This window comes from Alistipes sp. 56_sp_Nov_56_25, from assembly GCF_001915285.1.
In the GTDB taxonomy this organism is placed as follows: domain Bacteria; phylum Bacteroidota; class Bacteroidia; order Bacteroidales; family Rikenellaceae; genus Alistipes; species Alistipes shahii.
This window is the reverse complement of the sequence record NZ_MNQF01000003.1, coordinates 51,273-74,510: the sequence shown is the minus strand read 5'-3', so window position 1 is coordinate 74,510 and position 23,238 is coordinate 51,273. Positions and strand designations below refer to the sequence as shown.

The 23,238-nt window shown below is 61.8% G+C and carries 20 protein-coding genes; 5 read left to right on the top strand and 15 right to left on the bottom strand.

Annotated features, from left to right (window positions below; genetic code table 11):
- Window positions 1-9 precede the first annotated feature (9 nt).
- Window positions 10-180 (bottom strand): hypothetical protein, encoded by a 171-nt coding sequence (locus BHV64_RS02085; protein ID WP_015546571.1) that lies wholly within the window; start codon window positions 178-180, stop codon window positions 10-12.
- The gene (gene guaB, locus BHV64_RS02080; RefSeq protein WP_015546570.1) at window positions 181-1,659 is read right to left on the bottom strand and encodes an IMP dehydrogenase; all 1,479 of its coding nucleotides are present in this window, start codon (window positions 1,657-1,659) and stop codon (window positions 181-183) included.
- A gap of 161 nt (window positions 1,660-1,820) precedes the next feature.
- Here guaB and BHV64_RS02075 point away from each other — a divergent pair, with 161 nt between their 5' ends.
- Both BHV64_RS02075 and BHV64_RS13330 read left to right on the top strand, forming a co-directional pair.
- Window positions 1,821-2,093 carry a hypothetical protein gene (locus BHV64_RS02075; protein WP_288115531.1) on the top strand — a complete coding sequence of 91 codons (273 nt, stop codon included), beginning with the start codon at window positions 1,821-1,823 and terminating at the stop codon, window positions 2,091-2,093.
- A 30-nt stretch (window positions 2,094-2,123) separates the two neighbouring features.
- Complete coding sequence (locus tag BHV64_RS13330) at window positions 2,124-2,987, top strand: TlpA family protein disulfide reductase (protein WP_441294227.1); 864 nt, start codon at window positions 2,124-2,126, stop codon at window positions 2,985-2,987.
- Between the two features lie 76 nt (window positions 2,988-3,063).
- Here the strand turns inward: BHV64_RS13330 and panB are convergent, their stop codons facing one another.
- Both panB and BHV64_RS02060 read right to left on the bottom strand, forming a co-directional pair.
- Window positions 3,064-3,879, bottom strand: a complete 816-nt coding sequence (panB, locus tag BHV64_RS02065; protein ID WP_288115529.1) for a 3-methyl-2-oxobutanoate hydroxymethyltransferase — start codon at window positions 3,877-3,879, stop codon at window positions 3,064-3,066.
- Window positions 3,880-3,913: 34 nt separating this feature from the next.
- Window positions 3,914-4,450 (bottom strand): TrmH family RNA methyltransferase, encoded by a 537-nt coding sequence (locus tag BHV64_RS02060; protein ID WP_015546567.1) that lies wholly within the window; start codon window positions 4,448-4,450, stop codon window positions 3,914-3,916.
- A gap of 90 nt (window positions 4,451-4,540) precedes the next feature.
- Between BHV64_RS02060 and BHV64_RS02055 the strand changes: the two genes are divergently transcribed.
- From BHV64_RS02055 to BHV64_RS02045, 3 genes are all read left to right on the top strand, one after another.
- On the top strand, window positions 4,541-5,644 hold the full coding sequence (locus BHV64_RS02055) for a hypothetical protein (protein WP_138266071.1): 1,104 nt from the start codon (window positions 4,541-4,543) through the stop codon (window positions 5,642-5,644).
- Between the two features lies 1 nt (window position 5,645).
- Complete coding sequence (locus BHV64_RS02050) at window positions 5,646-7,322, top strand: glutamine--tRNA ligase/YqeY domain fusion protein (RefSeq protein ID WP_147620677.1); 1,677 nt, start codon at window positions 5,646-5,648, stop codon at window positions 7,320-7,322.
- A 123-nt stretch (window positions 7,323-7,445) separates the two neighbouring features.
- Window positions 7,446-8,666 (top strand): sensor histidine kinase, encoded by a 1,221-nt coding sequence (locus BHV64_RS02045; protein WP_195579371.1) that lies wholly within the window; start codon window positions 7,446-7,448, stop codon window positions 8,664-8,666.
- A 6-nt stretch (window positions 8,667-8,672) separates the two neighbouring features.
- Here the strand turns inward: BHV64_RS02045 and BHV64_RS02040 are convergent, their stop codons facing one another.
- The 11 genes from BHV64_RS02040 to BHV64_RS01990 all read right to left on the bottom strand — a co-directional run bounded on the left by BHV64_RS02040 (window position 8,673) and on the right by BHV64_RS01990 (window position 23,234).
- Entirely contained in the window at window positions 8,673-9,509 is an 837-nt protein-coding gene (locus BHV64_RS02040) for a hypothetical protein (RefSeq protein ID WP_168949458.1), read from the bottom strand.
- A gap of 83 nt (window positions 9,510-9,592) precedes the next feature.
- Window positions 9,593-10,609, bottom strand: a complete 1,017-nt coding sequence (locus tag BHV64_RS02035; protein ID WP_118406479.1) for a glycosyltransferase family 2 protein — start codon at window positions 10,607-10,609, stop codon at window positions 9,593-9,595.
- On the bottom strand, window positions 10,596-11,516 hold the full coding sequence (locus BHV64_RS02030; RefSeq protein ID WP_022061511.1) for a lysophospholipid acyltransferase family protein: 921 nt from the start codon (window positions 11,514-11,516) through the stop codon (window positions 10,596-10,598). Before BHV64_RS02030 ends, BHV64_RS02035 begins: the two co-directional genes overlap by 14 nt.
- A 14-nt stretch (window positions 11,517-11,530) precedes the next feature.
- Window positions 11,531-12,916 (bottom strand): TIGR00341 family protein, encoded by a 1,386-nt coding sequence (locus tag BHV64_RS02025; RefSeq protein WP_217727113.1) that lies wholly within the window; start codon window positions 12,914-12,916, stop codon window positions 11,531-11,533.
- 19 nt (window positions 12,917-12,935) lie between these two features.
- Window positions 12,936-13,640 (bottom strand): 16S rRNA (cytidine(1402)-2'-O)-methyltransferase, encoded by a 705-nt coding sequence (rsmI, locus tag BHV64_RS02020; RefSeq protein WP_138266065.1) that lies wholly within the window; start codon window positions 13,638-13,640, stop codon window positions 12,936-12,938.
- Between the two features lie 4 nt (window positions 13,641-13,644).
- The gene (locus BHV64_RS02015; RefSeq protein ID WP_278409814.1) at window positions 13,645-15,132 is read right to left on the bottom strand and encodes a hypothetical protein; all 1,488 of its coding nucleotides are present in this window, start codon (window positions 15,130-15,132) and stop codon (window positions 13,645-13,647) included.
- Window positions 15,133-15,341: 209 nt separating this feature from the next.
- Window positions 15,342-17,558 carry a glycoside hydrolase family 3 N-terminal domain-containing protein gene (locus BHV64_RS02010; RefSeq protein ID WP_288115528.1) on the bottom strand — a complete coding sequence of 739 codons (2,217 nt, stop codon included), beginning with the start codon at window positions 17,556-17,558 and terminating at the stop codon, window positions 15,342-15,344.
- A gap of 107 nt (window positions 17,559-17,665) precedes the next feature.
- Window positions 17,666-19,273 (bottom strand): BACON domain-containing protein, encoded by a 1,608-nt coding sequence (locus tag BHV64_RS02005; protein WP_138266063.1) that lies wholly within the window; start codon window positions 19,271-19,273, stop codon window positions 17,666-17,668.
- 39 nt (window positions 19,274-19,312) lie between these two features.
- A complete protein-coding gene (locus BHV64_RS02000; RefSeq protein WP_217727111.1) occupies window positions 19,313-20,794 on the bottom strand; it encodes a calcineurin-like phosphoesterase C-terminal domain-containing protein in 1,482 nt (493 codons plus the stop codon).
- A gap of 51 nt (window positions 20,795-20,845) precedes the next feature.
- Window positions 20,846-21,328, bottom strand: a complete 483-nt coding sequence (locus BHV64_RS01995) for a DUF1735 domain-containing protein (protein WP_118406482.1) — start codon at window positions 21,326-21,328, stop codon at window positions 20,846-20,848.
- 19 nt (window positions 21,329-21,347) lie between these two features.
- Window positions 21,348-23,234: a RagB/SusD family nutrient uptake outer membrane protein gene (locus BHV64_RS01990; protein WP_015546555.1), complete on the bottom strand. Its 1,887-nt coding sequence runs from the start codon at window positions 23,232-23,234 to the stop codon at window positions 21,348-21,350.
- Between the last annotated feature and the right edge of the window lie 4 nt (window positions 23,235-23,238).

Sequence of the window (23,238 nt, the reverse complement as noted above, 5' to 3'; positions counted from 1 at the left end):
GTCGTTCAATTACTTTCCAAAATTTCGATAGCCCACCCACACGCGCCGGAGAAGATAACCCAACGCCGCCGCAAGGACCAGCGTACGCAGCACCGGAAGGCGGGTGATCAGCCATGCGGCGAACAGTGCGAACGCCGCCGCCAGAATCCACCAGTCGTATTTCGAAACCGGGAGTCCCATCTACCGTTCGCTCGAATAGTTGGGCGCCTCGCTCGTGATGGCTACGTCGTGCGGATGGCTCTCCTGCATGCCCGAAGCCGTGATGCGGATGAACCGGGCCTGCTTGAGCGTCTCGATGTCCTTCGCGCCGCAGTAGCCCATGCCCGAACGGACGCCGCCGATGAGCTGGTAAACCGTCTCGGAAAGGGAGCCCTTGAACGGCACGCGCGCGGCGATGCCTTCGGGAACGAGCTTGCTGATGTTGCCTTCGCAGCCCTTCTGGAAATAGCGGTCGGCCGACCCGGCCTTCATGGCGTCGATCGAGCCCATGCCGCGGTAGCTCTTGAACTTGCGGCCGTTGAAGATGATCGTCTCGCCCGGAGCCTCCTCCGTGCCGGCGAACATCGAACCGATCATCACGCAGTCGCCGCCCGCAGCCAGCGCCTTGACCAGATCGCCCGAATAACGCAGTCCGCCGTCGGCGATCACCGGAACGCCGCTCTCGCGGGCCACGCAGGCCACGTCGTAGATGGCCGTCAGCTGGGGAACGCCCACACCCGCGATGATGCGCGTCGTGCAGATCGAACCGGGACCGATGCCGACCTTCACGCCGTCGGCGCCGTTCTCGATCAGGTAGCGCGCGGCCCCGCCCGTGGCGATGTTGCCCACCACCACGTCGAGCGACGGATAAACCTCTTTGATCCGCTTGAGCATCGAAACGATGTTGGCCGAATGGCCGTGCGCCGAGTCGAGCACCACGGCGTCGACGTCCTCGGCGACCAGCGCCTTCACGCGGTCCATCGCGTCGGGCGTAACGCCGACGCCGGCCGCCACGCGCAGGCGGCCCTTCGCGTCCTTGCAGGCATTGGGGTGATCCTGCACCTTGGTGATGTCCTTATAAGTGATCAGCCCCACCAGACGGCCTGCGTCGTCCACCACGGGGAGCTTTTCGATCTTGCTGTTGAGCAGTATTTCCTGGGCGTGGGCCAGTTCGGGATTGTGCGTCGTCACGAGGCGGTCGCCGGGCGTCATCACCTCCTCGATGCGGCGCGACATGTCGCGCTGGAAACGCAGGTCGCGGTTGGTGACGATGCCGATAAGCATCCTGTCCGCATCCACGACCGGAATGCCTCCGATCTTGTTCTCTTTCATCAGGTTCAGCGCGTCGCCGACGGTGTGGTCCTTGGAAATGGTCACCGGATCGTAGATCATGCCGTTCTCGGCGCGCTTCACCTTGCGGACCTGCGCGGCCTGCTCGGCGATGGTCATGTTCTTGTGGATCACGCCGATTCCTCCTTCCCGCGCCAGGGCGATGGCCAGCGGCGCCTCGGTTACCGTGTCCATGGCGGCGGACACAATGGGGATGTTGAGAGAGATATTTCGCGAGAAACGGGTCTGAACATTGACCTCTCGCGGCAACACTTCCGAATAGGCGGGTATAAGCAGCACATCGTCGAAGGTAAGTCCCTCGGGCTGAACCCTTTCATTGATAAAAGACATAATGAACGTGGATTTTTGTTGCTCGCAAATGTAGTGTTTTTTTTCGAAACGGCCTAATTTCCGGACCTATCCGCCGGTTTTTTTATCAACATTCTATCAATAGGTTCGGCGGAAGACTTTTTGTGTTATCTTTGAATGCAAAATCGACCCACCATCCCGAAATGAAAAGAGACCTGCTCCTCCTGCTTGCGGCCGCCGTCGCCGGCTGCGCACCCCGACATACGATCACGGGGCATATCGACAGCCTGACCAACGATTCACTCTGCATCGTGCACTGCGCGATCGAAGATATGCCCGGTCTCAAGGGAGATGACGACCAACGGATCACCTACGACACGATCGTCGCAACCGCGGGCCGCTTCGTCTACGACACGCCCGTCGAGCGGCCGACACAATTCATCATCATCCCCATGCAGCTCATGGAATTCGATTAGGGAAGACGCCACTCGACCAGCACTTCGGACATGAAATTATTCCTCGACAAAGGCGAACAGGTGAAAATCGAGGGCCGGATCGACTCGACGGTTTTCAACTGCACGCTTTCGGGCACACGTCTCAACGAAGATCACAGCCGCCATTATCAGGAATTGCGGCCCTTCTGGATCGAAGGCCTGCGATTGCAGGATGCCATGGCCGGAAAAAGCCGCGCGGAACAGGAAGCGCTCTACGAGCGGTTCCGGCAGGTGATGGCCCGCCGCCGGGCTTGCGAAATGGACTACATCGACGCCAATCCGGACAACCCGCTCGCAGGATACTGCCTGACGAAAATACCCATCGACAGCGTTTTAACATACCACGAACGACTCGCCGATGCGGCCCGCAACTCGATATTTAGGCCATTGCTCGAACCGCTGCTGGCCAAAGCCGGAAAATACCGCCTGATCCGGCTGGCCGAAGCGAAGATCGTCGCCGGCAGCCCCGCTCCGGACTTCACGCTGAAAACCGCCGACGATAAGAATTTCACCCTCTCGTCGCTTCGCGGAAAGTATGTCGTGCTCGACTTCTGGGGCAGCTGGTGCGGATGGTGCATCAAAGGAATCCCGGAGATGAAGAGATACTACGACCGTTATAAAAGCAAACTGGAAATAGTCGGCGTCGACTGCAACGACACTCCGGAGAGATGGCTCGCCGCGGTCGAAGAACACCGGCTGCCGTGGATCAACGTCTACAATCCGAAAGACGTTCCGGCAGCGGAAGACATCTCCGTCGAATATGCTGTCAGCGGATACCCCACCAAGGTGATCATCGGTCCCGACGGCGTCATCATCGGAAAATACGCGGGCGAAGGACCCGATTTCTACGAGGCCCTGCACAAGACGATCCAATAGCCTTCTTTAGCCTTCTGCAACGCAAGCCCCGGCTGGAATGTTCCAACCGGGGCTTGCGTGTATAAGGAATCAGGGACTAATACTGCTCCTTTTCGTTGGGGAAATCGCACTCCTTCACATCCCTGACATACTGCTCCACGGCACCGGTCATCACCGTGTGCAGGTCGGCGTAGCGGCGCAGGAAGCGCGGCGAGAACCCTTTGTTGATACCCAGCATGTCGTGGATCACGAGCACCTGGCCGTCGCAGCCCGCGCCGGCGCCGATGCCGATCGTCGGGGTCGGAATCTCGGCGGTCACGCGCGCGGCCAGCGCCGCGGGAATCTTTTCGAGCACGATGCCGAAACAGCCCGCCTCGCTCAACAGGTGCGCGTCGCGCAGCAGCTTTTCGGCCTCGGCCTCCTCCTTGGCGCGGACGGCGTAGGTTCCGAACTTGTGGATCGACTGGGGCGTCAGGCCGAGGTGTCCCATGACGGGAATGCCGGCCGAGAGAATGCGCTGGACCGATTCGAGGATATCCTCGCCGCCCTCCATCTTCACGGCGTCGGCCTCGGTCTCCTTCATAATGCGGATGGCCGAATCGAGCGCCACCTTCGAGTTGCCCTGATAGGTTCCGAACGGCAGGTCGACGACGACCAGCGCCCGCTCCACGGCACGCACGACCGAACGGGCGTGGTAGATCATCATATCGAGGGTGATGGGAACCGTGGTCTCGTAACCGGCCATCACGTTGGCGGCCGAGTCGCCCACGAGAATCACGTCGATACCCGCGGCATCGACGATCTTCGCCATCGAATAGTCGTAAGAGGTGAGCATGGCGATCTTCTCGCCCCGCTGTTTCATCTCCGTCAGGCGGTAAGTCGTTACCGCGCGGACGGTGCTTTCTACTGACATTTTTTCAGATTTTAAGTTTTACAACGCGGCAAAGTTAACGCTTCGGACGGATTTGGCAAAAGAAACTCCATAAAACGACGCCGCCCGACACCGAGACGTTGACCGAATGCTTGGTCCCGGCCTGCGGGATTTCGACGGCCCCGTCGCACCGGTCGACGGCCTCCTGCCCCACGCCGTCGACCTCGTTGCCGAAGACGAGCGCATACTTCACCCCCGGCGCGGCACGGAACGCGTCGAGCATCACGGCCCCCTCGACCTGCTCCACGGCGTAGACCGCATATCCTTCGGCACGCAGCTGCGCAATGCATCCGACGGTCGAAGCGCAATAACTCCAGGGCACGGTCATCTCGGCCCCCAGAGCCGTTTTGTGAATGTCACGGCTGGGCGGAGTGGCGGTGATGCCGCACAGGACGATCCGCTCCACGGCGAAAGCGTCGCCCGTGCGGAAAAAGGCCCCGACGTTCTGGGCCGAACGAACGTTGTCCAGCACCACCGTGACAGGCATCTTTTCCATCGCGGCGAACTCCTCGGCCGAAGGCCTGCCGAGTTCTTCGTTGGTGATTTTGCGCATAATGGGTTCGGAACGATTGATTTCGGGGGCAAAAGTAAATAAAATTAAAATCTTTTCCTTACTTTTGTCAGCTATATTCCGTTGACACCTATGAAAAAACTTTTACTCTTGCTCGCCCTTTCCGGATGCGTCGCCGCAGGACACGCACAGGAGATTCTGCTGGGAACCGATTTCAAAATGTATTTCGACAACAAGGAATTCGGCAGCAACGAGTTCGCCGTGCCGGGACTGGACATCGAATCGGGCACGGACTTCGCGGCCCGGCTGACGCCCCGTGTCGGCATCCGGTGGGACGAGAAAAACACGCTGGTCATCGCCGCGGACATGATCAAGAATTTCGGAACCCAGGAATCGGCCTATCTTTCGGAGATCAAACCCGTCTTCTACTACCAGTTCCAGACGCCCAAGGTGACGGCCGCGGCCGGTATCTTCACGCGCGACATGATGCACGACGACGACTATTCGACGGCATTCTTCTCCGAGTCGGAACGCTTCTTCCACAACCGCATGAACGGCGTGCTGGCGCAGTACAACGGAAAAAGGAACTCCTACGTCGAGTTCGTCTGCGACTGGGAGGGCATGTACTCGACCCTCTCGCGCGAAAAGTTCCGCATCCTGCTCGCCGGACGCCACTACCTCGACACGTTCTACTACGGGTTCAACTACTCGATGTTCCACTATGCGGGACAGCAGGGCGCGCCGATCGAAAACGTCGTCGACCTGCAACTGCTCAACCCCTGCGTCGGCGTGCGGTTCAACGCCTTCTTCGATTTCGACATCAAACTGGGAGCTTTGCTCACGGCCCAGCGCGACCGCAGTTTCGGCCACTCGTGGGAAAAGCCCTGCATGGGCGAGTTCGCCTTCCGGATCAGCCGCTGGGGACTGTCGCTCGACGAACGCCTCTATGTCGGCGACAACATCCACCCCTTCTTCTACGGACATGAACTCGAAGACGGCACACCGCTCCCCTACGGCCGCGAGTTGTACCCCGCCGAGAGTTTCTTCCGCACCGACCAGAAGGTGTACAGCCGCACGGCGCTCTCCTACCGCCGCTCGTTCTTCAACGACACGGTCTCGGTCCGCGCGGAGTTCGCCGCCCACCACGACGGCACGGCCCTGGGAACCCAGCAAATGCTGGTCGTGGGGGTGAAACTGCTCAAAACCGTTTACAACAGCAAAAATCATAAAAAATAATATGGCAAGCGAAACAAACGAAACACGGGAGAAGTCGCTGAACTTCCTCGAAGAGATCATCGAAGAGTCGATCGCCGGGGGCGAAACGCGCATACAGACCCGTTTCCCGCCCGAACCGAACGGTTACCTGCATATCGGCCACGCCAAGAGCATCTGCATCAACTTCGGACTGGCGAAGAAATACGGCGGCAAGTGCAACCTGCGCTTCGACGACACGAACCCCGTCAAGGAGGACGTGGAGTACGTCGACTCGATCAAGCGCGACATCCAGTGGCTCGGCTTCCAGTGGGAGCTGGAGCGTTACGCGTCGGACTATTTCGACCAGCTCTACGAATGGGCCGTCGTACTGATCAAGAAGGGGCTGGCCTATGTCGACGACCAGACGCAGGACGAGATCCGCGAAAACCGCGGTACGGTATCCGTGCCGGGAACGCCCTCGCCGTGGCGCGACCGTTCGGTGGAGGAAAACCTCGATTTGTTCACGAGAATGAAGAACGGCGAGTTCCCCGACGGAGCCAAGGTGCTGCGCGCCAAGATCGACATGGCCCATCCGAACATGCTGTTCCGCGACCCGATCATGTACCGCATCATCCACGCCGAGCATCACCGCACGGGCGACAAATGGTGCATCTACCCGATGTACGACTACGCCCACGGCCAGAGCGACTCGATCGAGCGGATCACCCACTCGATCTGCACCCTGGAATTCGACGTGCACCGTCCGCTGTACGACTGGTTCATCCAGGCGCTCGACATTTTCCCCTCGCACCAGTACGAGTTCGCACGCCTGAACCTCACCTATACGATGATGTCGAAGCGCAAGCTGCTGAAGCTCGTGCAGGAGGGCGCCGTGATGGGCTGGGACGATCCCCGCATGCCGACGATCTGCGCCCTGCGCCGCAAGGGCTACACGCCCGCCTCGGTGCGCAACTTCGCCGAGATGGTGGGCGTCGCCAAGCGCGACAACGTGATCGACCTCGGGAAGCTGGAATACTGCGTGCGCGAAGACCTGAACCGGGTCGCCCAGCGCCGCATGGCCGTGCTGAATCCGCTGAAGGTGGTCATCACGAACTACGAGGACGACAAAACCGAGCTGTTCACGGCGATCAACAACCCCGAGGACGAAGCCGCCGGCACGCGGCAGGTTCCCTTCTCGAAGGTGATCTGGATCGAGCGCGACGACTTCATGGAGAATCCGCCCAAGAAGTTCTTCCGCCTCTCGCCGGGCGGCGAGGTGCGCCTGCGCTATTCGTACCTCATCAAGTGCGAGGAGGTCGTCAAGGACGAGGGGGGCAACATCACCGAACTGCGCTGCACCTACGACCCGATGTCGGGCGGAGGTTCGTCGAGCGACGGCCGCCGCGTGAAAGGCGTCATCCACTGGGTGTCGGCCGCGGATGCCGTGGAGGCCGAAATCCGGCTGTTCAACCCGCTCTTCACGAAGGAGGACCCCGACGACGTGGACGAAGGGCAGACCTGGGAGGACAACCTCAATCCCGAATCAATGGTCAAAATCACAGGCTACCTCGAGCCGTCGCTGCGCGACATCCCCGTAGGCCAGGCCGTACAGTTCGAGCGCGTGGGCTACTTCTGCCCCGACACCGACTCGACCCCCGGTCATCTGGTGTTCAACCGCACGGTAACGCTCAAGGACTCGTGGGCCAAGATCAACAAATAGAAAGATCCCCCACCGACAAAAAAAGACATCCGGACGATTCCGGATGTCTTTTTTATCATTTACCCTCCTATTTCACCGGATTTTACCTACCTTTGGGATCGGAAACGAAAACCGAATAATCGGATGCAGTTGTTATACGTAATAGGAACAGGGGTGCTGGCGGCGTTTTGCGTCCTCCTGGCCGTCCGTATCTGCTACCAGCGCCGGTACATCCGAACAAGCGACCGGATCAACGACTGCATATTCCGCAACGTAGCCGCCTACCTGCTGCTGATCGACCCCGATTTCAACGTTCTGCAAACCAACTATCGCTCCGCGACGGGAACCGCACCGCAAGCCGTGCCGCCCAAGGTGGGCAACCTGCTGCGCTGCAGGAACGGCGAGGACGCCGGCGTCTGCGGCACGCACGAATTGTGCGCCGACTGTCCCGTCCGCGCGGCCATCACCGGGGTGTTCCGGACGAAGAAAGGCTTCTCGGGACTGGAGGTCCCGATGGTGCTCTACACCTCCGACGACCGCACGGCAACCGTCGACTGCGACGTAAGCGTGGCGGGCAATTTCCTCACCGTCGCAGGACAGCCCCGGGTGGTGCTGACCGTGAGCGACATCTCGGCCCAGAAACGCACCCAGCGCGAACTGGAGAAAGCCCGCGTTCGCGCCGAGGAGTCGGACCGCATGAAATCACGCTTCCTGGCCAACATGAGCCACGAACTGCGCACGCCGCTGAACGCCATCATCGGATTCTCGGAACTGCTCATGGACGACCCCGCCCCGACCGAGAAACAGGAGTACATGCGCATCATCCGCTCCAACGGCGAGGTACTGATGCAGCAACTCAGCGACATCCTCGATCTCTCGAAGATCGAAGCCGGAACCCTCGGCTACGAATATACCGACGTGGAACTCAATGCCGTCATGGAAGAGCTGGAAGGCGGTTTCCGCATGCGGCAGCCCAAGAACAGCCCGGTGCGGATCACCTTCCACAGGAAATATCCCGTCCGCTACATCCGCACGGACCGCAAACGGCTGATTCAGGTGATCGCCAACTTTTTGAGCAACGCCATGAAATTCACCTCCGAAGGCTCCGTCGATTTCGGATTCGAAATCCGCGGCGGGGAACTCTACGTCTACGTCGCCGACACGGGAGCCGGCATCCCCGAAGAACACCGGGAACAGCTTTTCCAACGTTTCGTCAAGGCGGGATCGTTCAGGCAGGGCATCGGCATCGGACTGGCGATCTCGAAGTCGATCGTCGAAACGATGGGCGGCCGCATCGGCGTCGAATCCCGACCGGGCAAAGGCTCGACCTTCTGGTTCACGCTCCCCTGCAAGCCGGAGCAATAAGCATCGTTATCCTCTTCGCGGTTTCCAAACCCTCCCGGCCCTGCGCAGCGGAATAAAATACGCCTGTTCCTTCCAGGTCTCTCCGACCCACCAGGCATCCCAGCGCGACACCGAGCGAAACGCCCGCAGAGCTGCCTGCAACAGCGGGTCAGCCGGATCGCTGACAACAGGACTTCCCTTTTCCGACAACAGTCGCGCCCGGTCGATCCGAACCACCCGCCCTGTGGAATCGGCTGCAAAGACCACATACAGCGACAGCAGATCGGGCGACTTTCCGACATGAAGGCTGTCGAACGCCGCGGCCACACGCTGTGCATTGTCCGTCGCATCCGCACCTCTTTCATACAGCCGGTTCCGGTAGGCTTTCGTCTCCCTCACGCGCCCCTCGGACACCGCAGCCACCCATTCGCGTTCGAGATTCCGCATAAATCCATCGTGTTGGTAATACACCAGATTCCCCGTGCCATAGCGGATCTCTCCGCTGAACCAGCCGGCACGGGCGCGTGATCCCGCTGCAAATTCGGGAACCAGCTCCGCTCCGGAAAATACGACGTCGCCGTCCTCGGTGTTCACGCACTCAAGCCACAAGATGCCCTCGTCGTCCAGCCGCCAGACACCGATACACCGACGCCAGCAAGCCGTAGAGCCGGAGGCATCGAGTTCGTCCAGCCGTTTTTCGAGCCGGGCGAGCACGGCGGAATCCGCCGTCGCCAGCGGCAGTGCGAACAACTGCATCGTATCGCGCCCGACGACAAGCCGTTCGGCAGCCTGCCCTGTCGCCGACGCGCGAAAAGGCTGCAAAAAACACACGACTGCCGACAGCAGAAGAGCCGCACGTATCATAAGCGAGGGTATTTTTCAGAAAGATACGCAAAAAATGAAGATCGCACAAGTCCCGTTGCGAAAACGACGACATCGGCTCCGCGTCAGCGCATCATGCCGCCGAAGGTCCGCCGGCCGAAAAGGTAGCGCAGCACCACCGAGCCGCGGTAGATGTTTTCCGCGGCGGAACCCTTGCGGTTCGCGCGGATCTCACGCCGTTTGCGGGCCAGCGCCCCGTGCCAGCGGATGAAGTCGCCCCAGGCGCGGAACACGGCGCGGAAGTTGTCCCGGCGGCCCTGCATGAGGTAGGACAGCGCGGCGAGCAGGTCGAGCGCCGGGCGCGCAACGGCCACGCAAAGCCGCTGTGCGGGCGAGGCGCACTTGTAAAGCATGGCGAGATTGTTCCGGTGATTGTAGAAGACCTTGGCCGGAGAATCGGTCTGGAGCGTGCCGCCGCCCAGGTGGTAGACCCTGCTCCGGGGCACGATCCGCACCCGGTAACCCGCCAGCTGCATCCGCCAGCAGAGGTCGATCTCCTCCATGTGGGCGAAGAAATCGCCGTCGAAGCCGCCCAGCGCGCGGAACACGTCGGCCCGGCAGCAGAAAGCCGCGCCGCTCACCCAGAAAACGTCGCGCTCGTCGTCGTACTGGCCCCGGTCCTTCTCCACGCAGCGCAGGATGCGCCCCCGGCAGAAGGGATAGCCCAGGTAGTCGATGAAACCGCCCGCAGCCCCCGCATACTCGAACTCCGTGCGGTCGGCGCAGGAGATCAGCTTCGGCGCGGCGACCGCCACGTCGGGATTCCGGTCCAGACAGTCGAGAATCGGCGCAAGCCACCCCTCGGGGGTCTCGACATCGGAGTTCAGCAGCAGGTAATAATCAGCCTCGATATACTCCAATGCGCGGTTGTAGCCTCCGGCAAAGCCGTAGTTGCGGTCCATGCGCAGGACCGTGACCGACGGAAACCCGGCGGCGAGCGCCGCAAGAGAGTCGTCCGTCGAACCGTTGTCGGCGACGATGACCTCGACGCCGGCGGGAGCCGCGGCCACGACCGACGGCAGGAAACGACGCAGGTGGTCCGCACCGTTCCAGTTGAGTATGATAATTTTAGCGACCGGCATGAGTTCGTTTGTGCTTCCAGCGGCGATGCGACCACATCCACAGTTCGGGACACTCGCAGATCATCCGCTCCAACTTACGAACGTAACGCTGCGTGATTTCGTATTCGGCGACCTCCTCTTTGCCGTCATAAATCAGTTCGAAGGACATTTCGTAGCGTCCCCGCCGCAGGCGGCTCATCTTCACGAAGTAGACCGGGAGGTTGCAGCGCAGGGCCAGTTTCTCGCCGCCGTCGAAGAAGATCGTATCCTGATTGAGGAAGCGGAACCAACGGCTGTCGGGCCGCCGCGGGGGATTCTGGTCGGCGATAAGCCCCATCACGAGGTTCTTGCCGGCGATGCCTCCGGTCCGGTTGCGCAGGTAGAAACGCAGGCTCTCCTTCATCGAGACGGTCATCGAATTTTCGTAATTGCGCAGCCGCCGGTAGAGTTCCTCCATCACCTTGCTGCGCAGCGGATGGTAGACGGCGACCAGCATCTGCGACCGCTCGTAAAGCCCCCAGTAGGAGCAGTACTCCCAGCAGCCGAAATGGGCCGTCATGGCGATCCAATCGCGGCCGTGCACCGCTTCCACGTGTTTCTCCACGTCTTTGACCGTAAGCACCGTCCGCCCCTTCTCCTCGTTCATGTAGGCCATGTTGATCGTGTCGACGAAGATTTCGGACAGCGTGCGGTAGAACCGCCGCCGGATGACGGCCAGTTCGCGTTCGCTCTTCTCGGGGAACGAGTTCCGCAGGTTGGTCTTGACGACCTTCATGCGGTAGCGCAGGCAGTAGTAGAGCAGGACGAAAAGCAGGTTTTCGACGACGTAGTACTTGAACCAGTAAGGCATCACGGCGAACACGCGTGCGCCCAGCCAAAGGGTCTCCAGCCAGAAGCGCTGCAAAATGGTCAGATCGGTTCGTTTCATGCCTGCCGCCCGGATTAGGGTTCCACGAAAAGTTTGACGTTCTCGACCTTGGTGCGGATTCTCAACCAGCGAATCAGCGTTTCACGGTCGACCGGAAGCGCGGAATCCCGGGGCGTCACCACGCACACGAGCGTCGTATCGCCGGGCGTGCCCTCGACGTCGAAGGTGATGCCCTTGGTCAGCGAAATGGCCCCGATGTTGTCCATCATGGCACCCACTTCGCGCGAGATGTCGTTCACCTCGACGTTGGTCACCCGGTAGCGTTTCAGCTGCGAGGACATCTCGCCGATCCGGCGGTTCTTCTCCTCCAGCAGCTCCTGATAGCTCTTCTGGAGCGAAACCACGTCGACCTTGTCCTCCGTATTGGCCTGCCGGACGACCAGTTCGGCCTCCTCCAGCCCGAAATTGCGCATCTGCGTACGGGCATTCTCGATCACCTCCTCGCCCAGCGGCTCGCCCACGAGCAACAGCTCGATCTGCGAGGGGTTCTTGCCCTGCGCGTAGTATTTGTTGCACTCGATCACGCGGGTATGCGGAAAGTTGAAGACCTGCGACACGTATTTGTCGGCCACGGCCTCGAACAACGAGACGCGGACCATGTGAAACCCGATGACGACGCTCGGGATGAAGGTCACCAGCGTGATGACCATCATCAGCCGCTTGACCGTGCGCTCGCGGACCTTGTCGATGAAGACCTTCTTCTCGTATTGCAGAAAACGCACCATGGCGTAGGTCGCCAGCGCGATGAACACCGAGTTGATGAAGAAGAGGTAGAAGGCACCGATGAAAAAACGGAACTGCCCCGTGGCCAGTCCGAAGCCCGCCGTACAGAGGGGCGGGATGAGGGCCGTGGCGATGGCCACGCCGGGAATTACGGTCGACGTGCGGTCCTGCCGCGTCTGCGCCACGATGCCCGCCAGGCCGCCGAACAGGGCGATCAGCACGTCGTAGGTCGTAGGCACGGTGCGCGCCAGCAGCTCGCTGCTGTTCGACGAGAGCGGCGAGATGAAGAAATAGACCGTCGAGGTGATGATGGCGACGATGAACATCAGCGCCAGGTTGCGCAGCGACTTCTTGAGCAGTTCGAAATCGTTGATGCCCAGCGCGAGGCCGACACCCATGATCGGGCCCATGATCGGCGAAATGAGCATCGCGCCGATGATCACCGCGGCCGAATTGACGTTCAGGCCCAGCGAGGCGATCATCGTGGCGAAGATCAGCACCCAGAGGTTGACGCCGCGGAACTCCACGCCCTTCGAGACGGAGGCCACGACCTCGTCGCGCTGCGCCTTGTCCTCGTCGAGGCTGAAACGGCCCTTCATAAATTCGCGCAGCTCCCCGAGCCACGCCGAAAACGAACGTTTTACCTTTTGTGTATCGTCTGTACGGTTCTCTTCCATCAATGCGTTTCGATTTGAGTTACTCCTCCCCGTCCTCCCGGACGCGGCGGACTTTGGGTTTTCCGGCCACGACGATCACGAACTCGCCCTTGGGTTCGGTCGTGCGGAAATGCCCGAGCGCCTCGGCGACGGTTCCGCGCACGGTCTGCTCGAACTTCTTGGTGATCTCGCGCGACACCGAAACCCGGCGGTCTTCGCCGAAAACCTCGGCGAACTGCTCGAGACACCGGACCACGCGGTAGGGCGATTCGTAGAAAATCATCGTGCGCTCCTCGCCGGCAAGCGCCTGCAACTGCTTCATCCGCCCCTTCTTCTGGGGCAGGAAGCCCTCGAAGCAGAAACGGTCGCACGGAAACCCGCTCTGCACCAGCGCCGGAATCAGCGCCGTGGCGCCGGGCAGCGTCTCGACCTCGATTCCCGCCTCGACGCACGTGCGCACCAACAGGAACCCGGGGTCCGAAATGCCGGGCGTCCCGGCGTCCGACACCAGGGCGGCATTGCGTCCTGCGGCGATCGCCCCGGCAACCATTTCGACCGTGGCGTGCTCGTTGAACTTGTGGTGCGAACGGAGTTTCTGCTCGATGCCGAGGTGCTTCAGCAGGAACGACGTCGTGCGCGTGTCCTCGGCGAGGATGAAATCCACCTCGCGCAGGACGTTCACCGCGCGCAGCGTGATGTCGTCCAGATTCCCGATCGGCGTAGGTACGATATAGAGTTTGGCCATCGTGTCAGGCGAATTTGCGTTCGAGCAGTTCCATCATAAACTTCGCGCCGTCCGAATTGGGATTCCAGGCGTAGTTCTCGGCAATGTGGATCATGCACTCGTCGAAATCGTCGAAGGCGTTGAGCGTCGCGATCGCCTCTTCATAGGCTTCGCCGTCGCCGCCGAACAGATCGCGGATCAGCAGGAACTTGTCGTTGATGCCGATGGCGTTGCGAAGGTCGGCGACCGGTTCGCCGCGGCGCAGTTCCGAAGCCATGTCGCGCCGCGGAGCGATCGTGTCGGCCAGCGTCTGCACGTCGTGGTTGATCACCTCGCCCAGCACGGCCCCGACAGGGACCGCAACCTCCCTCGCTCCGGATTCGGCCTCCTCCGGCTCGGCGGCGGCAGGCGCTTCCGAAACGGTGACGGGCTCCGCCGCGGACTGCGGCACGGACGTTCCGGACTGCGGCACGGACGTTCCGGACTGCGGCACGGGGCCTGCGGACGCAGACGCAGCAGCCGGTTCGGGAGTCGCGGCAAACCCGGGACGGACAGTCGGTCCGGGCGTCACAGCGGGTTCGTGACGGGCAGCGGGTTCGAGCGTCACAGCAGGTTCGGGACGGGCAGCGGGTTCGGGACGCTCCGCCGGTCTTTCCGCCGTTTCGGGCCTTGCGGGCTTTTCGGCGGGCGCAGGCGTATCGTAGAGCGACATGATGACGCGCTGTTTGTGACGGTGGCGGACGGTCTCCTCCTCCAGTCCGAACAGCGTGGGCGCAATGTATTGGGGTTTCTCCGCAGGAGCGGGTTCCGGAGCTGGCGCAGGAGCGGGTTCCGGAACGACGACCGGTTCAGCCGCAGCGGCAGGTCCAGGCGCAGCGACCGGCTTCGCAGACGGTTCGGACACAGCCTCGGATTCAGGCGCAGCGACCGGCTTCGCAGACGGTTCGGGCACAGCGTCGGATTCGGATGCTGCGACCGGTCCGGATTCGGCGGCCGGTTCGGATTCTCCGGCGACGAATGCGGCTTCGGACGCCGCTTCGGGATCAGGCTCAAATCCGGATTCCCCCTCAAGTTCCGGCTCGGAATCCGACACCGCAGGCTCCGCCATTCCGGGCGTCTCCGTATCGGGATTCCCCCCGGCAAACGCCCCGGCAGAATCGGCCGCGACCGTCGTATCGGGTTCGGAAAACGGCTCTGCGGGTTCCGCCTCCGCATCGAACGCGGGTCCTGAAACGGCATCGGGACCGGGTTCGAACACGGCTTCGTCCGTCGGGTCGAGCGAAAGCACCGCCCCGAGGTCGATGGGCACCGGAGCCGCCGCAGGCTCCGTCTCCGCAACCGGGAATTCCGGAAGGGATTCCACCTCCGTAAAGCGCACCGCATCGTAGAGCGTCCGCAGTTTTTCCAGCGCCAGGTCGCGTTCGAGGGCCGGAATCTCCCCGGAAGGCTCCCAGCCGTCGACAATCGCGGTCAGCTTGCGCAGTTCGGCACGTATCGTCTTCAAATCCATCATTGCGTACTGTTTTGACCTCCAAAGGTAGAAAAAATTTGCGAAAGCCCAGCCATTCCCCGGAACCTTTTGTCCGAAACATCTCCGAACGGGTTTTTCCGGGACATCCGGACCGTCCCGCCGGGCACGGAAAAGGGAGCGGCGGCCGAAGCCGCTGCTCCCTTGCAGCTGTCCCGCACCCGCGGCGTCGGCCGCCGTGCCGGAGAGACGAATCATTCGGTGATCCGGAAACTGCCGCCGAGCGTGCAGTCGGAGTCGTGCCCTACCCAGACATGGTAGTCGCCCGGCTCCTGGCCCCACTTTTTGTCGAGACGCCAGAACGAAAGGTCGTCGGGCGTCAGTGTGAAGGTCACCTCGCGGCTCTCCCCGGCGCGAAGCATGACCTTCCGGAAACCTTTCAGTTCACGAACCGGACGCGTCACACCGGACAGCAGATCGCGCACGTAGAGCTGCACGACCTCCTCGCCGTCGCGGCCGCCCGTGTTGGTCACGCGGACCGACACGCGAACCTCGCCGCCGACGGCGGCTTCGGGCGTCAGCACCCGCAGGTCCGAATAACCGAACGTCGTGTAGCTCAACCCGTAGCCGAAACAATACTGCGGCGAATTGGGTACGTCGAGATAGCGCGAAGTGTATTTGTTGGGCTTGCCCGACTCGTCGGCCGGACGTCCCGTGCTCTTCATGTCGTAATGGATCGGAACCTGCCCCACCGTGCGGGGAAAGGTCATCGGCAAACGCCCCGAGGGGTTGTAGTCGCCCGACACGACATCGGCCAGCGCCTCGCCCGCCATCGTGCCCGGATACCAGGTCAGCAGCAGGGCGTCGGCAAGTTCCGCTTCGCGGGCCAGCCCCATAGGACGACCCGTAACCAGCAGGACGACAACCGGTTTCCCGGTTTGCTTCAAGTTCTCCAGCAGGTCACGCTGCGCGTCGGGCAGCGCAAGCGACGCAAGGCTTGCCGCCTCGCCGCTCTCCCCCGCCTTCAATCCGAGCGCAACCAGCACCACGTCCGACTTCGCGGCTGCGGCCACCGCCTCCGAAATACCGCCTTCGAGGGCCTTGTGCGGGTCGCATCCGCGGGCATAGGTCACACGGTCGGCTCCGAAACGCGCCCGCAGTCCGTCGAGAAAGGTCGAGGTCCGGCCGGCCTCGGCGAAATGAACCCACGAGCCGATCAGGTCCCACCGGGAATCGGCGAAAGGTCCCACCAGCGCGATCCGGCTCCCCTTTTTCAGGGGCAGCACGCCGCCGCGGTTCTCCAGCAGCACCATCGAACTGCGGGCCACGCGGCGCGCGGCATCGAGATGTTCCGGGGCGTAATAGCACTTCTCGCGCTCCTTCGCCTGGTAGCGGAAAGGATCGTCGAACAGCCCCAGGCGGAACTTCACGGCCAGCACCTCACGGCAAAGGCTGTCGATCAGCGACTCCGGGATACGCCCCTCCCGCACCAGTTCGGCGGCATGGAACAGGTAGGCGGCGCTCATCATGTCCATGTTGACCCCGGCGCGCAGGGCCAGTTCGGCAGCCTGCGCATCGTCGCCCGCCACGCCGTGAGCTTTCAGTTCGCCGATCGTGCCGTAGTCGGTCACCACGAATCCGCCGAAGCCCAGTTCGTCGCGCAACAGGTCGCGCATCAGCCAGCGGTTGGCCGTGGCCGGAACGCCGTCGAGGTCGTTGAACGAGGTCATCACCGTCGCGGCCCCGGCATCGAGCGCCGCCCGGTAAGGCGGCAGGTAGCTGTCGCGGAAAACCCGCTCGGACATATCGACCGCATGGTATTCGCGCCCGGCCTGCGGAGCGCCGTAGGCGGCGAAATGCTTCACGCAGGCAAGAACCGACGAAGGGTCGGACAAGTCGCCCTGATAGCCCCGCACCATCGCTTCGGCGACACGCGCGCCCAGATAGGGGTCTTCGCCCGCGCCCTCGGAGACACGGCCCCACCGGGGGTCGCGCGAAACGTCGCACATCGGCGAAAAGGTCCAATGGATGCCCATGGCCGAGGCTTCGCGAGCCGAAACGCGGGCCAGCGACTCCGCGGCGGCAGGGTCCCACGAGGCGGCGACGGCGAGGTTGATCGGGAAGATCGTCCGGAAACCGTGGATCACGTCGGCGCCGATCAGCAGCGGGATGCCCAGCCGGCTCTCCTCGACGGCGATCCGCTGCAACCGCTCGGTCTCCTCGAAGGACTTGATGTTGAATACGCTGCCGCAGCGCCCTTCGCGGACCAGCCGTTCGACGGAAAGTTCCGTCTTGTCGGGTCCCGTGACGGCGCCGCCTCCGTGCTGCTGGACCAGCTGGCCGATCTTTTCGTCGAGCGTCATGCGTTCGACCAGTTCCGCGGCGCGCCGCCGGTCCTGCGGGGTGACGGGCTGCGCCCCGGCGGGATACAGCACGAGGGCCGCCAATACGGTAAAGATGCTATTTTTCATCGGTAAAAGTTTGAAAAGACATGCGAAGGTAATGAAAATACCGCAAAAAAGGGCTTCGGAACGGAATAAACTCACTCCCGCCCGAAGCCCCCGCGATCGCAGCGGCGTCACTCCTTCACGCAGCGCATACCGTAGGCTGTGGTCATCTTCCGTTCGTAATAGGTCCCCTCGCCCGTGGCGTCGCCCGCCTTCCAGTCGTACATCGGGAGCGGCTTGCCGCCGGCGAGCGTCGACGAACAATAGGCTGCCGAACGCCCCGGATAGTGGATGCGGCCGTTATCGCCCTTGCGGAACATCGTCGACGGGCCGATGAGGGTTCCGCCCGAATTGAGCGCATACCAGCGGCTGTACGTGTCGCCCGAATCCTGGTTCTTGGCGGCGTTGCCGTCCACGTAGGCAAGCAGCGACTGCCATTCGGCCGCCGTCGGCACCCGGTATCCCACCGGGCAGGGATCGTTCAGCCCCTTGCCGCCCTCGGTCCAGCCTTCGGACATCGCTGCGGACGACCGGGTATAGAACGTCGTCGGATTGCCGTTTGCCGTTGCGGCGGTCATCTCCTCACCGCTGATCTGCCAGCCGGCGGTGCGGGAGGCGTTGAAAACCACCTCGCGCGTCATCGCGCCGAAAGCATCGGGATACTCCGCATGCCCCTCGTAATATTTGTTCTTCGAGAGGATCTTCGCGCCGATGAACGGCTCCTTGCGGCCCCACTGATAGAACAGTCCGTAGGAGCGGAAATCCTGCACACAGGCCTTCGGATCGGTCGAATGGTATTCGGCCCCGACATTGCGGTCCTGCCAGGCGATACCGCCGACGGTCACGTCCGAAGGCATCTTGTCCACGACCCAGACCAGCCACGACCAGACAACCGCGCCTTCGGCGTCGAACAGCGCGACCAGCCCGCTGCCCTGCTTCGACTTGGCCGCAGTGCAGGTGATTTCATTCCGGGAAGCGTCGTAGTCAAGCCCCGAAAGCAACTCTGCGTCGGTGGTCCAGACCCAGTCCGCCGCAACGCCCTTCACATACGCGCCGTCGGTGCGCCGCGCCGGAAACGCACGGGTTTCACCCGCCCGGACCACGACCGTATTCGCCCCGGTCGACCGCTGCACGACGGTCACCTGCTGCGGTTCGACGCCCTCCATCTCGGAGAAGACGGTCAGCGTCGCGCTGCGCGGACGCACGCCCTCGCCGTCGTCGGTCAGCAACAGTTTCACGACCGAACTTTTCGTCCCTTCGGACTGCGACACGGCGCACCAGTCGGTCGCGCCCTCGATTTTCCATGCCACGGATGCACGCAGGTTCAGGGCCGGTTCGCTCCCGGCGCCGTAGACGGTTATATCGGCGCCGTCCTCCGCCAGCACGAGGATCGGCTCGAACTTCTCCTGCGTCACGGTCACGGTGTGCTTCTCTTCGCCCGCGGCGTAAAAACGCACCGCGGTCGTGCGCTCCTCGGGCAGGAAACTCTGGTCGACCGTCAGAACGATCTTCTTCGTGTGCGAACCTTCAGCGACGTTGGTGCGGCACCAATCGTCGTCGCAGGAGACCGTCCACGGCGAATCGGCCGTGATTTCAAGGACGCTGCGCCCTCCGAACATATCGAACGTCACGTTATCCTCGAGCAGTGAAAGGTTGGATTCGGCGACCTCGGGATCGTCGCTGCACGCCGCACAGCAAACGGCTGCCGCGACGGTCAGAAAAAGAAAAAGTCTCTTCATCGTTGAAGTTGTATTTAAGGTTTTGTTCGAATGTCGTATTTACCAGGACACGGACGATTCGTAGGTATGCCCGAAACTGTCGGTGACCCGCACCATGCCGCCCCGTTCGCTGCCCGGATCGACCCGGAACATATGCCACGTATTGGTCGGCGTCCCTCCGCGCACACCCGTCGCCAGCACCTCCTCGTAATAGGGATCGGTGCGCTGCGTCCGCTCCATCGCCTCCGCCTGCCCGCCCGAAGCGGGAATCCACTCCACGGCGCTCCAGGCCGTGTCATAACCCCAGACATTGGCATAGACACAGGCCGAATTGGTGCGTCCGGGTGCATAGAGGCGCATCTGCATATCGCGCTTCCCGCCCGCCGGCTTGTAATACCACGAGAGCCGTTCGCCATCGACCTCGACCACGGCATAGCCGCGCGGCGTGCCGTCGCAGTTGACGTCGCCGTTGATGAACAGGTCGCCCGGCGTGCGGGCGATGCAGTGCATGACCTTGCGTCCGTCGTCGTAACGGTAAATGTCATGGTAGTGCTTGTGCCCCCCGAAGGCATGGACCTTATAGGGGCTTATCGCATCGAGGAAACGCTGGAAATTGCGGTGGTTGCGCGCTGCGGTGTTCTTCGTGTGATAGAGAATCGGGCAATGGGACGAGACGACGAGCGTGCTGCCCGCCGGAACGTAGCGCAAATCGGCTTCGATCCAACGGCAAATTTCGTCCGTAAGACCGATCGTATACTCCTCCCCGGCGGTCGGCGCATGGTCGAAAAGGATGTTGTCGAGGAACAGATAATGGATTTTCCCGATGTTCACCGAGTAGTTCGCCGGACCGAAATAGCGTTCGTAGCTCTGCAAGGCGAGCGAATCGGTCAACTCGGCCGGATCGTGATCGTGGTTGCCCGGCAGGCTGAAGGTCGTGAAGCCAAGCGTCTCCAGCCCCTGACGGTACTTCGGGAAAAGCGACATATCGTTCCAGACCAGGTCGCCCAGGCTGACTCCATAAACCTCCGTCGGAAGCCCCTGCACGGTTTTCAGCACATCGGGAACGACATGACCGAGATAGGAATCCACCGACGTGTTATCGGCAGCCAGCTGAATGTCGGCCATAACGATCAGCGAATGGCGGTCGGACGGAGTCTTGCGTCGTGTCAGCGTAAAATCGGCCCGGTTGACGGCCTGTTTGCGGTCGATTTTGCGGTAGAACCGCGGACAGCCCTGCGTGGCGGGAATCTCGCAGTCGGCAGGCACGGAGACAAAGACGAAATTGCGCCGCGCGAGGTCGGAGGCCAGATAGTAAATCCCCCGTTCGTCGGTCGCCGTCACCTCCAGGCCGTCGCTCACCACCACCCCGGCAATGCCATTGCCGGCGCTGTCCTTCACGATTCCCTTCACCGTCATTCCGGCCTTATCGGGAATCTGTCCGGCGGTCGGGCCGTCGTCACCGCCGCCCTCCGAGGAGGAGCAGGCCGCCAGGACAAGGGCGGCGAGGCACACCGACAGAAGCCGCATGTAGAATTTTGACATATTTTTTTGCATTGAGGATGCGGAGGAGGCCGGACCTCCTCCGCATCACGGTTATTTCATCACGACCCGGATGATTACGCTGTTCTTTTCGGGACGCACCTTGCCCTGATCATCGGCCCTGACGGAAAGCGGCAGCACATAGGAGGAATCAATGCCGTCGGCAAGCATCGAAGCGGCATCGAAGCGGATTTCGGCGCGGTCCATGACCCTGTCCCCCGACAAGCGCACTTCGGGGTCGAAGGCGAAATACCTGTCGGGCATCACCTTCAGTTCGAGTCCGCTTTCCACGTTATAGACATCGAGCACGGAGGGGTCGACCACCAGTTTCACGGTGATTCCGTCGTCATTGTAACCGCCCTTGTAAAGATAGAGATCGTAAACGCACGCCTGGCCCGAAGCGGCATCGTATTCGAGGACCTGGAAATCGTTCTTCGGGATGCAGACCATAGTGTCCACCGTCTCGTAGACGACGTAATCGTCGCCGCACCCTACGGCTCCCAGCAGAAGCAGGAGGCATATCGCAAGATTCTTCATCGCAATCGGATTATTAAGGTTAGTAACCGGGATTCTGCACGAGGTTGTAGTTGATATTGATTTCGCTCAACGGAATGGCCATCCAGTAGGTCTTGGGGGATTCGAACGTGCGGACGCCGCTCTCCTTCATCGTGGAGACCCGGTAGAAATCGGCCGCCGTCCTGCCGTCGAGATTCCACGCCTTGGGACGCCGGGACATCGCTTCGCCCGCCTCTTTCCAACGGCGCAGGTCGTGGTAGCGCATGCCCTCCATCAGCAGTTCGATCGAACGCTCCCGGTGCAGCACCTTGCGCAGTTCGTCGCCGGTGGGAATGCCCCCGGCCAAGGCCCACGAATCCTTGAAATCGGGCAGCCCCGAGCGGCGGCGGACCAGATTCAGGTAATTGAGGCTCGCGTCGCTCAACGACCCGTTGTATTCGAAATCGGCCTCGGCATAGCTCAGGTAGAGTTCCGCAAGGCGGATGTAAGGATAGGCGTACTTGCGGTAGGTCCACGACTTGGTGTCGTAGTTGAAGGCCGACTGGCGGTGAATCCACTTCTTGAGAATATAGCCCGTACAGCTCTGGTACTCCTTCGAGGCGTCGAGCACGCTGCCCTGCATCTCGCCGGCGCGGCATTTGAGAATGAACTCCTCGCCGTTGATGGCGTACTTGCCGCGGTCGTAGCCCACCGACGCATAGAAGCGCGGCTCCTTGTAGACATGAAGGTTGACAGTCTCCTTTTCGGCATTATAGGCATAGGGGTCGATATGCATGGTCTCGGGGTCTCGGTCCCACGGCAGGCCGTTGTGCGTGTAGTACATCTCCACGCACTCGAACGTCGGAACGATGTTGATGCAGAAGCCGTCGGTACTGTACGGCAGCTTCAGGCGCGCGCCTCCGTAACGCTGCAAGTGCCCGATGCCGGTCTGGTCGCCCATTGCCCAAAGGTACTCGGTCGTGTTCCAGAGCGGTTCGACGAAGCAGTCGTGGTAGTTGATCTCGCCGCGCTCGGCAGCGGTTGCAGCCGCAGTCGCGTTCGGGCTTTCGTAGAGCCTGTGCCCGTTGTCCTCGGCCAGCGTGATCGCTTCCTGGCAGGCGTCGAGCGCCCACTTCCACTTTTCGGGATTGTAGGTCTGGCTCATCAGCGGCGTGCCGTCGTTGTTGCGGAAACGCGCGTAGAACTCCGTGTTGCCGTTGCAGAGCGGACTGGCGGCATAGAGCAGCAGCCGGGCCTTCATCGCCTTGGCCGCCACCGAGGTGGCGCGCCCCAGGTCGGCATCGGGACGCGTCGGATACCCGTGCAGCAAATCGGCCGCGCGGTCGTAGGTCTCGGCGATGAACGTCACGCATTCGTCGAACGGACTGCGGGCCACATAGACCTGCTCCTCGGGAAGCCCCATGTCCAGCTGCCCCCTGACGAGGATGACCGGGCCGTAGTGAGTCAGCAGCACCCAGTGGTAATAGGCGATCAGAAAATAGGCTTCGCCCTTGAACTCGTCGGCCACGGACGGCGAGATGCCCGGGACTGCGTCGATATTGTCGATCATAATGTAACAGTAGCGGATGCCCTTGTACATGTCGTAGTTCGTGCGCCCGGACGGGGAAGAGGTCGTCGCGTCCCACAGACCGTAGTAGGTCTGGCTGGCGTTCTCCTCGTTGTAGAGCATGCTCTTGTAGGGGAAATAACGGGTCTGGCCGTTGGTGGCGGTGATAATGTCGTCGCCGGCGCAGAAGTCGGGCATGTAGCGGTAGGCCGCGATGTTGGGGGCGTAGGTGTAGAGCGTATTGAGGTACTTGCGGGCCTCCTTGGAGGTTTTGAAGATGTCCTCCTGCGTCGCCTGCCCCTCGGGAACCACGTCGAGGAAATCGCACGCGGCAAGCGCTCCGGCGCACGCAAACAGCAAAATGGATATGATTTTTTTCATGTCG

Excerpts from the sequence above, each read along its gene's own strand:
- guaB (WP_015546570.1), bottom strand. The coding sequence starts at position 1,659 with ATGTCTTTTATCAATGAAAGGGTTCAGCCCGAGGGACTTACCTTCGAC.
- BHV64_RS02050 (WP_147620677.1), top strand. The coding sequence starts at position 5,646 with ATGGCAAGCGAAACAAACGAAACACGGGAGAAGTCGCTGAACTTCCTC.
- BHV64_RS02035 (WP_118406479.1), bottom strand. The coding sequence starts at position 10,609 with ATGCCGGTCGCTAAAATTATCATACTCAACTGGAACGGTGCGGACCAC.
- BHV64_RS02000 (WP_217727111.1), bottom strand. The coding sequence starts at position 20,794 with ATGTCAAAATTCTACATGCGGCTTCTGTCGGTGTGCCTCGCCGCCCTT.
- BHV64_RS02030 (WP_022061511.1), bottom strand. The coding sequence starts at position 11,516 with ATGAAACGAACCGATCTGACCATTTTGCAGCGCTTCTGGCTGGAGACC.
- panB (WP_288115529.1), bottom strand. The coding sequence starts at position 3,879 with ATGTCAGTAGAAAGCACCGTCCGCGCGGTAACGACTTACCGCCTGACG.
- BHV64_RS02055 (WP_138266071.1), top strand. The coding sequence starts at position 4,541 with ATGAAAAAACTTTTACTCTTGCTCGCCCTTTCCGGATGCGTCGCCGCA.
- BHV64_RS02015 (WP_278409814.1), bottom strand. The coding sequence starts at position 15,132 with ATGATGGATTTGAAGACGATACGTGCCGAACTGCGCAAGCTGACCGCG.
- BHV64_RS02075 (WP_288115531.1), top strand. The coding sequence starts at position 1,821 with ATGAAAAGAGACCTGCTCCTCCTGCTTGCGGCCGCCGTCGCCGGCTGC.
- BHV64_RS02060 (WP_015546567.1), bottom strand. The coding sequence starts at position 4,450 with ATGCGCAAAATCACCAACGAAGAACTCGGCAGGCCTTCGGCCGAGGAG.
- BHV64_RS01995 (WP_118406482.1), bottom strand. The coding sequence starts at position 21,328 with ATGAAGAATCTTGCGATATGCCTCCTGCTTCTGCTGGGAGCCGTAGGG.
- BHV64_RS02005 (WP_138266063.1), bottom strand. The coding sequence starts at position 19,273 with ATGAAGAGACTTTTTCTTTTTCTGACCGTCGCGGCAGCCGTTTGCTGT.
- BHV64_RS02085 (WP_015546571.1), bottom strand. The coding sequence starts at position 180 with ATGGGACTCCCGGTTTCGAAATACGACTGGTGGATTCTGGCGGCGGCG.
- rsmI (WP_138266065.1), bottom strand. The coding sequence starts at position 13,640 with ATGGCCAAACTCTATATCGTACCTACGCCGATCGGGAATCTGGACGAC.
- BHV64_RS02040 (WP_168949458.1), bottom strand. The coding sequence starts at position 9,509 with ATGATACGTGCGGCTCTTCTGCTGTCGGCAGTCGTGTGTTTTTTGCAG.
- BHV64_RS02045 (WP_195579371.1), top strand. The coding sequence starts at position 7,446 with ATGCAGTTGTTATACGTAATAGGAACAGGGGTGCTGGCGGCGTTTTGC.
- BHV64_RS13330 (WP_441294227.1), top strand. The coding sequence starts at position 2,124 with ATGAAATTATTCCTCGACAAAGGCGAACAGGTGAAAATCGAGGGCCGG.
- BHV64_RS01990 (WP_015546555.1), bottom strand. The coding sequence starts at position 23,234 with ATGAAAAAAATCATATCCATTTTGCTGTTTGCGTGCGCCGGAGCGCTT.
- BHV64_RS02010 (WP_288115528.1), bottom strand. The coding sequence starts at position 17,558 with ATGAAAAATAGCATCTTTACCGTATTGGCGGCCCTCGTGCTGTATCCC.
- BHV64_RS02025 (WP_217727113.1), bottom strand. The coding sequence starts at position 12,916 with ATGGAAGAGAACCGTACAGACGATACACAAAAGGTAAAACGTTCGTTT.